At 57.6% G+C, this 10,531-nt stretch carries 7 protein-coding genes and 1 pseudogene; 5 read left to right on the top strand and 3 right to left on the bottom strand.

Annotated elements, in window-relative coordinates; genetic code table 11:
• The 3 genes and pseudogenes from ACTD9P_RS28295 to ACTD9P_RS28285 form a co-directional block, all read left to right on the top strand.
• Positions 1 to 191, top strand: a pseudogene (locus ACTD9P_RS28295) (IS4 family transposase); the annotation flags it as partial.
• 223 nt (positions 192 to 414) lie between these two features.
• Positions 415 to 2,670 (top strand): Orn/Lys/Arg family decarboxylase, encoded by a 2,256-nt coding sequence (locus ACTD9P_RS28290; RefSeq protein WP_438870234.1) that lies wholly within the window; start codon positions 415 to 417, stop codon positions 2,668 to 2,670.
• A gap of 8 nt (positions 2,671 to 2,678) precedes the next feature.
• On the top strand, positions 2,679 to 3,260 hold the full coding sequence (locus tag ACTD9P_RS28285) for a GNAT family N-acetyltransferase (RefSeq protein ID WP_438870233.1): 582 nt from the start codon (positions 2,679 to 2,681) through the stop codon (positions 3,258 to 3,260).
• Positions 3,261 to 3,292: 32 nt separating this feature from the next.
• On the opposite strand, the gene ACTD9P_RS28280 is transcribed toward ACTD9P_RS28285, so the two are convergent.
• Positions 3,293 to 7,507: a glycosyltransferase gene (locus tag ACTD9P_RS28280; RefSeq protein WP_438870232.1), complete on the bottom strand. Its 4,215-nt coding sequence runs from the start codon at positions 7,505 to 7,507 to the stop codon at positions 3,293 to 3,295.
• Positions 7,508 to 7,666: 159 nt separating this feature from the next.
• The gene (locus ACTD9P_RS28275) at positions 7,667 to 8,584 is read right to left on the bottom strand and encodes a LysR substrate-binding domain-containing protein (protein ID WP_438870231.1); all 918 of its coding nucleotides are present in this window, start codon (positions 8,582 to 8,584) and stop codon (positions 7,667 to 7,669) included.
• A 197-nt stretch (positions 8,585 to 8,781) separates the two neighbouring features.
• Between ACTD9P_RS28275 and ACTD9P_RS28270 the strand changes: the two genes are divergently transcribed.
• A complete protein-coding gene (locus tag ACTD9P_RS28270; RefSeq protein ID WP_438870230.1) occupies positions 8,782 to 9,126 on the top strand; it encodes a hypothetical protein in 345 nt (114 codons plus the stop codon).
• A gap of 60 nt (positions 9,127 to 9,186) precedes the next feature.
• Here ACTD9P_RS28270 and ACTD9P_RS28265 read toward each other — a convergent pair whose 3' ends face one another.
• A complete protein-coding gene (locus ACTD9P_RS28265; protein WP_017136925.1) occupies positions 9,187 to 9,423 on the bottom strand; it encodes a hypothetical protein in 237 nt (78 codons plus the stop codon).
• A gap of 227 nt (positions 9,424 to 9,650) precedes the next feature.
• Between ACTD9P_RS28265 and ACTD9P_RS28260 the strand changes: the two genes are divergently transcribed.
• Positions 9,651 to 10,208 (top strand): NADPH-dependent FMN reductase, encoded by a 558-nt coding sequence (locus ACTD9P_RS28260; RefSeq protein ID WP_170040256.1) that lies wholly within the window; start codon positions 9,651 to 9,653, stop codon positions 10,206 to 10,208.
• Positions 10,209 to 10,531: the final 323 nt, after the last annotated feature.

Below are 10,531 nucleotides of genomic sequence, written 5' to 3'. Positions count from 1 at the left end.
AAAAAACCTCGCAGGGGCTGGCAGAACGGCTGTTGGCCCTGGCGAGGTTGATCAACCCCAAGGCCGTCGCGAAAAGCCCTCGCGGTCCCAAAGTCGCCAAACCCAAGGAGTGGCTGGAAGGTAAGGCTGCGCAGAAACATTTCTCAACAGCTCGGGTACTTAAGGCTGCCAAGTTGAATAAACAAACTTGAACATGGTTTTAAACGGCTTTTAAACACGGACCTTGAAAGGGCTGGCTGTAAGAGCGGAACCAATAGCCGCCGTTACCCAAATAACGGATATGTACTCCGACAAACCGCCATCGCAGGCAAACCAACTCCCACAGTAGATTTGCGTCCTCTGTAAAATCTTCATTCGCCACATCCACTCCCAGCTTCTACCCTGAGTGCATAGCCCTCAGGACTCCAAGCACTCATGTACAAAGACCTGAAGTTCCCTGTTCTTATCGTGCACCGCGACATCAAGGCCGACACCGTTGCCGGTGATCGGGTCAGAGGCATCGCCAGGGAGTTGGAACAAGAGGGCTTCAGTATTTTTTCCGCGGTGGATTACGCCGAAGGCCGGTTAGTGGCCTCTACCCATCACGGCCTGGCATGCATGTTGATTGCCGCCGAAGGCGCTGGTGAAAACACCCACCTGCTGCAAAACATGGTCGAGCTGATTCGCCTGGCGCGGGTGAGGGCGCCCAACTTGCCGATCTTCGCCCTGGGCGAGCAGGTCACCCTGGAAAACGCGCCAGCCGACGCCATGAGCGAGCTTAACCAACTGCGCGGCATTCTGTACCTGTTCGAAGACACTGTGCCGTTTTTGGCCCGCCAAGTTGCGCGTGCCGCACGTGCCTACCTTGATGGCTTGTTGCCGCCGTTCTTCAAGGCGTTGGTACAGCACACCGCCGACTCCAACTATTCCTGGCACACCCCCGGCCATGGCGGCGGCGTGGCTTATCGCAAGAGCCCGGTGGGGCAGGCGTTCCACCAGTTCTTTGGCGAAAACACCCTGCGTTCGGACTTGTCCGTTTCGGTGCCGGAGTTGGGTTCGCTGCTCGATCACACCGGGCCCTTGGCCGAAGCCGAGGCCCGTGCGGCGCGCAACTTTGGTGCCGATCACACGTTCTTTGTGATCAACGGCACCTCGACCGCCAACAAGATCGTGTGGCATTCCATGGTGGCGCGCGACGACTTGGTGTTGGTGGATCGCAACTGCCACAAGTCGGTGCTGCATTCGATCATCATGACCGGCGCCATCCCGCTGTACCTGTGCCCGGAGCGCAACGAACTGGGGATTATCGGCCCAATCCCCTTAAGCGAATTCAGCCCCGAATCGATCCGCGCCAAAATCGACGCCAGCCCGTTGACCCGTGGCCGGCCGGCGAAAGTGAAGCTGGCGGTGGTCACTAACTCCACCTACGACGGCCTGTGCTACAACGCCGAGCTGATCAAGCAGCAATTGGGCAACAGTATTGAGGTGTTGCACTTCGACGAGGCCTGGTACGCCTACGCGGCCTTTCACGAGTTTTTCGCCGGGCGTTATGGCATGGGCACGTCGCGCACCCCGGACAGCCCGCTGGTGTTCACCACCCACTCGACGCACAAATTGCTCGCGGCCTTCAGCCAGGCTTCGATGATCCATGTGCAAGACGGCGGCGCGCGCCAACTGGATCGTGACCGTTTCAACGAAGCCTTCATGATGCATATCTCCACGTCGCCGCAATACAGCATCATCGCCTCGCTGGACGTGGCCTCGGCCATGATGGAAGGCCCGGCCGGGCGCTCGCTGTTGCAGGAGATGTTCGACGAGGCCCTGAGCTTTCGGCGTGCCCTGGCCAACCTGCGCCAGCACATTGCCGCTGAGGACTGGTGGTTCTCGATCTGGCAGCCGCCGTCAGTGGCCGGCATCGACCGGGTCGCCACGGCGGATTGGCTGTTGCACCCGCAGGATGATTGGCACGGCTTTGGCGATGTGGCCGAAGACTACGTGTTGCTGGACCCGATCAAAGTCACCCTGGTGATGCCCGGCCTGAACGCTGGTGGCGCCTTGAGCGACTGCGGGATTCCCGCTGCGGTGGTCAGTAAATTCCTCTGGGAACGTGGCGTGGTGGTGGAAAAAACCGGGTTGTATTCCTTTCTCGTGTTGTTTTCCATGGGCATCACCAAGGGCAAATGGAGCACCTTGCTCACCGAATTGCTGGAGTTCAAGCGCAACTACGACGCCAATGCCAGCCTGGCCAGCTGTTTGCCCTCGGTGTTCAAAGAAGGCCCGGCGCGCTATCAAGGCCTGGGTTTGCGTGACCTGTGCGACCAGTTGCATAGTTGTTACCGCAGCAACGCCACGGCCAAGCACCTCAAGCGGATGTACACGGTGTTGCCGGACATTGCGATGAAACCGGCCGATGCCTACGACCATCTGGTCAGAGGTGAAGTCGAAGCCGTTTCCATTGACGCCTTGCCAGGACGCATCGCAGCCGTGATGCTGGTGCCGTACCCGCCGGGCATTCCGTTGATCATGCCGGGCGAGCGCTTTACCGAGTCGACGCGCTCGATCATCGACTACCTGGCATTTGCCCGCACGTTCGATAGCGGTTTCCCAGGTTTTGTCGCCGATGTTCATGGGTTGCAACACGAAGATGACGGCAGCGGTCGTTGTTACGCCGTCGATTGCATCAAGGGTTAAGGATGTTTATGCAAGCTGTAGTGAACCCGAAGTACCCGGGGCTCAGTGTTCGGGTCGCCGACGAAGGCTTTGACGCTTATGTGTGGGGCAATGATTTCAGCTTTGAAGTCAGTGCCTACGGCGTGCCGCAGATGGGCAAGCGTGTTGACGAATGGGCGGTGGAGCGCATCCTGCCGTACCGCAAATGTTATGGCATCGACCCGCAAGAGTTCGCCAGTTTCCGCGATGTTCCCGACAGTGCGATTTTTATGGCGTACCTGGATGATCGCGCGGTGGGGCATGTTGTGGTCAGCACCAACTGGAACGGGTTTGCCCATGTCGACGAGCTGGCGGTGGCCTTGCCTGCGCGACGCCATGGCGTGGCCAAGGCCTTGCTGGATGTGGCGCAGTTCTGGGCGCGCAAGAAAAGCCTGCCGGGCATGATGCTTGAAACCCAGAACAACAACCTGGGTGCCTGCCGCCTGTATGAGCGCTGCGGGTACGTGATGGGCGGGATCGATCAATTGCGTTATCGCGGGATTGACCCGCATACCCGCGAAGTGGCGATATTCTGGTACCGGTTGTTCAAGAGCGAACTCGATGAGGCCTGAGTGCTGGGTATATTCAGCGCTCAGGCCGTAACTCATGAGTCGATCCAGGAATGTTCGGCACCGATTTTTATCTGCACTTGCTCTTCGAACACGCGGTAGCGTTTCTTGGTCTCCCGCATGGTCTGGCGTAGCTCGTCAGGCATGACGATACCTTTATCCTCGTAATATTTTTTCATGTTGCCTTCAACGTTGACGACTTTCTTGTGGGGTATCTTGGCGCCATGGACGTACCATTTTTCCTTGCTTAGCCCATCGAACACGGCGTCGTGAATGTCAGGCCGTTTGGATTTCAGTACGTCGTCAAACATCAGGGGGCCCACGGTTTCAAACACTTTGGTTTCGTAAGTTCGAAAGTCTGGGGTGATTACGTACCCGCCCAGGTCGTCCCGGGTGAGGATCGGGCGATTGGCCTCAAAGTAGGCCTTGTTTGCCGAGAAACGGCGATTCATCTCGCTGATCATTTCAGTCACCAGCGGGTTATTCGGTTGGGTGGCGAAGTTGCTGGTATTAACAAAGGGTTTGAAATCGTTGAACTCATGAGCGACCGGCCGACTGACCAGGATATCCGCGTCATCGGCTTTCAAACCGTTGGGCCCTACAGCGCCTTTGATCAGGTCATCGGTATCGAGATAAATGCCGCCGTATTTATTCATCAATGGGTAGCGCGCCACATCGGAACTGGCCGCCAGGTTTTTACCCTGGCCCTGGCGGAAGTATGAATACAGCTCGGTGTTTTTCAACTGCGCGAAGAAGTCGTCTTCATGCAAGTTCATGACCGTGATGCCTGGGGCGTCTTTCTCCAGCTTGAGTTTGATGGCCTGCAATACCTCCGGGGTGTCGGCGTCGACATGCACGATGGATTTGAAGCCCGGCATTTTGTCGGCATTGGCCACCATATTTTTGACCAGCTTGTCGGGCAGGTCGCCGCCGGCCCAGAAGTAGTGAATATCTTTAGGGATTGGCCTGAGATTTTTGGGCGCCTGCATAATGGGAGGTGTGGTTAATTCGATGAACCTGAAGGTGTGCGAATCGATCTTTTTGGCTTTGTTCATTTCATCAAGCGACCCCAGTTGCCACTTGCCCTTGGCACCTCTCCAGAAATAAGCAGGTTTGCCGTCAGCGGTCGTTCTGCCGCCGTACCAGGCGCCCACCTCTCCATCAAAGTTGACGCGATGGTTCATGCTCTCGTATTTGAGGACGTAGGGATAATCGCCGTCGGTGCCAATTTTGATGTCGTCTATCGGTACCACGTAGGTTTTATCGTCGAGCTTCCAGGCGGGCAACGTTTCGGGCGCACCTCCCAGTAAACGCTTGGCGGTGGCTGAGACTTCCCAGCCGGCGCTGCCCAGGTCTTTGACCGCTATGTCGTCGCGTGGCGCGTTGGGATGCTGGATAACACGCTGACCATCCTTGATTTTGGACTGATACAGTTTACCGTCGATTTTTAGGTATTCTTTTTGGTTCGGTCCCACGTAAACATTGGCTTGCAGGCCTTTGACCTGCAGCACGTCCGATGAGATGACGACCTCGTATCCCAGCAGTGAGGGCTGATTGAGGACCTTGAGTTCCCCGGCCGCAGCCACGACGTCGGGTTGGAAATTTTTCAGCGGTGCCCCATAGGGCAGTCCTTTGGCCGGATCGAAGGCGTACCAGTTACCGCCGCGAAACACCGCCCCCATTTCCAGGTCGTGACCCACGACCCTGGCGGTGCCCATGGCAACCAAACCATGCTGCGTACTGGCCGCTTTGAGTAGGTCGTAACTGCCGGTGGCTCCCCTGAGGGCATTGAAGGCCTTCGTGCCTTTGGCCCAGGCCCAGCGGCTGATGCCCTTGAGCAAGTCCCCCGCGCCACCCAGTGGGTTAAGCGCTTCGATCACGACAGTGCCGAGAAACCGCGCGGTTCTTGCTGCACCTTTGACGCCGGCTATCCCCTTGGCCACTACTTTGCCCGCTTGGGCGGCCTTGCCGATGCCCAGCGTCACCAGGCCAATCACATCCAGGCCAAGGTCCAGCAAACCGTCGCCGATGTTGCCCTGCATGAAATTAACAATTGCCGACCTGAACGGAATCATGTTGAGAAAAAATTCGCCAATGGCGTTGTTGGCGGCGCGAGTTTCGTCGTAAGAGGTTGTTCCACGTGCATGGTTGAGCAGGTCTTCACCGTGCAAATCAAGGCGTTGGGTAAGGACCTTGGCGATGTATCGGGTACGCTCGGAATCGAACGCTTGCGGGGTTTCAGAGGTTGCGGGTTTTTCCTTGGACTGCTCGCTGTGCTCATCCTTGAAGGGGTTGAATTGCACGGTTCTATGCAGTGTGTTGGCGTCCCGCATGTCGAGCCGGCTGTAGGGCGGTGAGTAAATGTGGGCCAGGTAATTGTGTTTTGAAACTTTTCCCGCATGTGTATCAATGCGATAAATGTTGACCTGGCCGTCACGGGTGATTTTCACGTCCAGGGTGTGGCCTTTTTTAATCAGGGTTTTGGTCGAGAGGTCCGCCTCGATGAAATAGTCGTTGGTATGGAAAAACTCGAGTTGACCATATTCGAAGTTTTTCCGGTCCTCGGGCGCCAAGGTAGAGATGAGGTGCTGGGTCATGCCTGCGTGACCTTGTTCCAGCGCCTGTATGGCTGGCTTGTAGCGCTGGATAAACGACTCTGCCACCGACAGCTCGCCAGCGTCGGAAAGCGCACAAAATGCTTTGATGGGGATGCGTTTGTCATTGGTCAACCAATGTTCTTTGTCGTCATTGGTGACTTTGTCACCATGCATGACCACATCCAGCATCGAATACGTCCCGGGGAAGCGCCCCGGCCGTCCTTCGCTCAACCAGGCTTTTGTCAGGTGCCTGGCCCTGAATACCTCGTCTGCAACGCCCGGAAACTTGCTCCTGAGTAGATCCATGCCCAGCTCTTCACGCATTGGGATGGGCGTTGCCAGCGCCAGTGCGGTCGCTTGCAACGCTTGCTGTTCAGTGATGAAGGCGCGCTGTAGAGCACTCATTTGAGCGTCGGTGGGCGGCGTGTCAACCTGCAGGTGGCCACTGACCATCCCCCAGTTATGCAAAGCCTCGCGCTGGATGTGTTGAGTCAGCGGTGTGCCGACGTTTACGCCGTCGGCGGCGGCCAGCACTTCGCGATAGGTCATGGTGAGGACGCGCCCCGGTGACTCGGCTTCGAGCTTGGCCGCCGCAATTGCCAGCTGCGTCCAGGGGATGCTGCCGTAAGTGACGCTGGAGGGAATGTCCTTGATCAGGTACACGGGTGAACTCCGTGCCAGCAACATACGGGCCGCGAGGTGCGCCGATTCTGCAGAGGCGCGTCCCTCTTTCACCAGATGGCGGCTCAATCCCTCGATCACCGTTGCGGGCGGTTGGTTCCAGTACTGTCGCTGCCCCAGGTCAAAGCCGGCAACGCTGTTGCGCGCCGGGGTGGCGAGGGCCTCGGGGTCCAGGCTCAGGTGAATGGCCGCCAGCAGGTAATCATTAATGCTGTTGGGGGTCGCAATGCCGCCCAATTTGGATTGTATGGCCCGACCCAGTGCCTGGGCCGCTGGCGTGCCCAGCAGTGCCTCAACCGCGCTGCTGGATTTTTTCAGGTCATTGCTCGTCAAGTTGGCGGCCGACAGCAGATAACCGAGCACACCGGTTTTTTTGTCGGTCAATGGCAGCCCGGGCAGCTCGGGGTCAGGCGTATTCAGCAGGTCGATGAGGGTACGTTTGTCCTGCTCCGGCATGGGCGTCGGCCAGGACAGCGCCCCGCTGAAGTTACCCAGAGGGTGCGTCTGAACCTGTGTTGTCGCGAGGCGATACAGCGTCAGCAATTCGTCCAGGTTCTTGGGGACGCTCAACCCACTGTTGCGCAGGTAGGTGTGTAACTTGACGACACTGGTGGGGGCCAGGTTGTGTGTCTGGTAATAGCCGGAATCCGGGCACACCGGTATTGAGGTGGTGTTCAAGTAGGTTGCCAGTTGGGTCTCGAGCAGACGTTGCTGGTCGTTGGTTCTTTCGCCGGGAAAGGCGCTGTCCAATTGGTCAAGCAGCGTACGCAGGCTGTTGGTCAGCGTTTGCCAGTTGTGCTGCTCGCCAAAGGCTTTTTTCAGCGCCGCGGGGTTGTCGGGCTCGTCAGAAGGGGCATCGTTGGTGGTTTCAAGCTGGGGCTTGATTAAAGGGCTGGGGTCTTTTGGCTGAAGGGGGAGGTTGACAGCGTTTGCGTGGGGTGTTTGCGCAGAAACAGAGTGGATGGCGTTCATAGGAATAATACTGTCCGTGGTTGAGAAATAGCGCCCATCAGAAAGCACGCAGTAGTGCTGTCTTCGTCGATGAGTGCGCTGAATCTCGGGCAGGGTTCCTCAGCCGATTATTAGGAGTTATATCGGTGGCAGGGTTAAGAAAACGGCGGTCGACAGGCGCTACGATGCCGACGTAGAGGGGGGATTACCAACCAATAGAGCGTCGGCGTTGTGCGCGACGATCTCCAGCAACGCGCTCAGCGCTGACGTAGGTTCAGACGCCTTCATCGTCAATGCGTAAAGGACTACAGGTATGGGCGGAGATAACGGGCAGGCATCCAAGCCCGCTCCCTGCGCACCCACGGCGGTGAACGGGTCGACAATCGCCAAACCTTCCCCGGCCTCGACCATGCTGCGCATCATCTGGTAGGTCTGCACCCGCGTCTGCACCACCGGCAGCGGGCGCAGGGCCTGGAGCTTGGCGTCCAACAGGCGGCTCAGGGGGTCTTGGCCTTCAAGACCGATCAACGATTGCCCGGCCAGCTCCTGCAACGCAATGTACTTTTGCCTGGGCTTGAGCCAGCCGTGGGGCGCGAGCAATTGCAGCTTGCCCTGGGCCAGCACGGTACTCTGTATTTGCGGGTGTTGCGGGTCATGCAGGCTCAGGCCCACGTCGGCTTCACGCAGCAACAGGCTCCTGATAATCTCCCGGGTCGGCTGGCTGGACAGATTGCATGGTGTGTCCTGGAAGCGTCGACGCAGTGCCGCAATACTTTGCGGTAACAGTTGATTGGCCAGCGGTGGCGTGCACAGCGCACGCAGGGTCGGCGCGTGATGGTGTTTCAGGCGGCTGGCCAGGCGTTGAACCGGTTCCAGCGCCTCGTAGAGATGGGCGATCTCGGCCTGCAGTTCAAGGGTTTCCCGCGTCGCCTGCAAACGCCCGCGCACACTGGCAAATAACATGAACCCCAATTGTTGCTCGGCATCCTTGAGGGTCGCATCCACGTCGGCCACGGGGAGTTGCAGCCACTCGGCAGCCAAGCCTGGGTGTCCGGTCTGCAAGATGGCCTGAATGACTTCGATATGACGTAAACGCATCGCCGGAGTCTATGTTCAGCGCGATGGGGTTTCAATGGTTGGGTAAAAAAGAGCACAGGTACGGGTGGTTTCGGCTGCCACCCGGGTGAACTGATTCATCTGGCATTCTCCATCCAGCGGATTAGAATGGCGCATCTGATCATCAACGACCAATGCCGCTCACCCGGCACTTAAAACAACAACAGGTCTGGTCTCACATGCCTCTACCCTCGACGTTTTTCGGGGTAACGGCCAAACAACTGCTGGTCGTGGTGACCATCGGCTGCGTGGCTGCTTATCTCTTCAATAATCAAGACGAACACCTCCCGGAAAACCATGCTCTTGAGGCGTTTATCCGTTCCCAGGAACAGGTAAGCGAACAGGTCGGCGCGGTGCTGGAGATTGCGCTGGTCAGGCAGGTTGTGGCGTATCCCGCCTATGACACGCCGGGCTACAAGCGTTCGCTGTATGCCGTTGAAGGCGAGCGGGGGCGCTTGCTGGTGACGCTCAAGCAACTGGACGGTGAGCAAGGCGTGGAAGTGACGCAGATACGCCGGCCGTGATCACCCGGCCCAGTCAACGCCAGTAATGGCCAGGACTGAGCAGGTCGATAAGGCGCGATCTTATGAAGCGAGGGTGGTTTGCGATTCGCGGACGATGATGGTCCCCGACTGGATCAATTTGAATTCATCGCCTTCCAATTTCTCTACACGGTCGCCAATGGCCAGCTTGTAGGTGGTGGTAGGCGTCGAGCCAGCCTGGCTGTCCTGCGCCGGGTTGGATTCCTGGAACTCATGCACCGAATACACGCGTCCTTCCGCGTCTCTGGCATGGAACTGTCCGACAAGTACTGCAGCCATCTGTTTAGAACCTCTGGAGATAAACACTCGATTTGCGGTTCTGTAGACCGTCATGGAGCGGGGTAGTTTACCTATTGAAAAAAAATACTATTCGTTGATATTTTCAGACGCTTCCTACACGGGTGGCTTTGTGGGAAACGCTGTTGGGAGTATCAAAACCCGCTGGTGAAGCCGTCGCGAAGGCTCTATAACTACAAGTTCCTTTAGTCAGACGTCGGGAAACCTCAATGAGCAAGGTCTACACGATTGCCGTCCTGGTTGGCAGCCTTAGAAAAGAGTCGATCAACCGTAAGGTCGCGTTGGCATTGGCCGAACTGGCACCTGCCAACCTCAAGTTGAACATTGTGGAAATTGGCGATTTGCCGCTCTACAACGAAGACATCGACGGTACCGCGCCGCCCGCAGCCTACAGTACTTTCCGTCAGCAGGTACGCTCATCCGACGCGGTGTTGTTTGTGACCCCGGAATATAACCGCTCTGTGCCGGCCCCGTTGAAGAATGCCATTGACGTTGGGTCTCGTCCTTATGGGCAAAGTGTCTATGGCGGTAAGCCTGGGGCGATCATCAGCGTGTCGCCGGGGGCCATTGGTGGGTTTGGGGCGAACCATCATTTGCGTCAGTCGCTGGTGTTTTTGGATGTGCCTTGCATGCAGCAGCCCGAGGCGTACCTGGGTGGGGCGGGTAGCGTGTTTGATGAGGCGGGTAAGGTGTCTGAGAAGACCCGGCCGTTTTTGCAGGCGTTTATTGATGCCTATGGTAAGTGGGTTGAGAAACAGTTGGGTTGATGGCTATTAGTGGGGGGTACATATCCGTTGCTGCGGTGATGGCTGCTTAGGGGGCCGCCCTCACGGTGGGTAACCCGGCGTCCTGCCGGGTTACCCACGGATTCGAGCCTGCGTTCGGCCATCGTGGTTGACGGGGCGATTCGAGATCAAAAGCAGATCAAAAGCAGAGCACGGCGGCCTGAAAGCCGACCTGATTGGTTGAATTAAAAGCCAGATCAAGTGCGAAGCAAAAGCCTATCTACCTGATGCAACGCAGCCTAAATGTGGGAGCGGGCTTGCTCGCGAATGCGGTGGGTCAGTCAATTCATCTGTCACTGATACAC

It is taken from the genome of Pseudomonas onubensis, from assembly GCF_965653655.1.
Taxonomy (GTDB): Bacteria; Pseudomonadota; Gammaproteobacteria; order Pseudomonadales; family Pseudomonadaceae; genus Aquipseudomonas.
The sequence above is the reverse complement of the archived record's forward strand: the minus strand, read 5'-3'. Positions and strand labels throughout refer to the sequence as shown.

Coding starts and splice junctions, on each gene's coding strand:
- ACTD9P_RS28290 (WP_438870234.1), top strand. CDS start 415: ATGTACAAAGACCTGAAGTTCCCTGTTCTTATCGTGCACCGCGACATC.
- ACTD9P_RS28285 (WP_438870233.1), top strand. CDS start 2,679: ATGCAAGCTGTAGTGAACCCGAAGTACCCGGGGCTCAGTGTTCGGGTC.
- ACTD9P_RS28280 (WP_438870232.1), bottom strand. CDS start 7,507: ATGAACGCCATCCACTCTGTTTCTGCGCAAACACCCCACGCAAACGCT.
- ACTD9P_RS28275 (WP_438870231.1), bottom strand. CDS start 8,584: ATGCGTTTACGTCATATCGAAGTCATTCAGGCCATCTTGCAGACCGGA.
- ACTD9P_RS28270 (WP_438870230.1), top strand. CDS start 8,782: ATGCCTCTACCCTCGACGTTTTTCGGGGTAACGGCCAAACAACTGCTG.
- ACTD9P_RS28265 (WP_017136925.1), bottom strand. CDS start 9,423: ATGGCTGCAGTACTTGTCGGACAGTTCCATGCCAGAGACGCGGAAGGA.
- ACTD9P_RS28260 (WP_170040256.1), top strand. CDS start 9,651: ATGAGCAAGGTCTACACGATTGCCGTCCTGGTTGGCAGCCTTAGAAAA.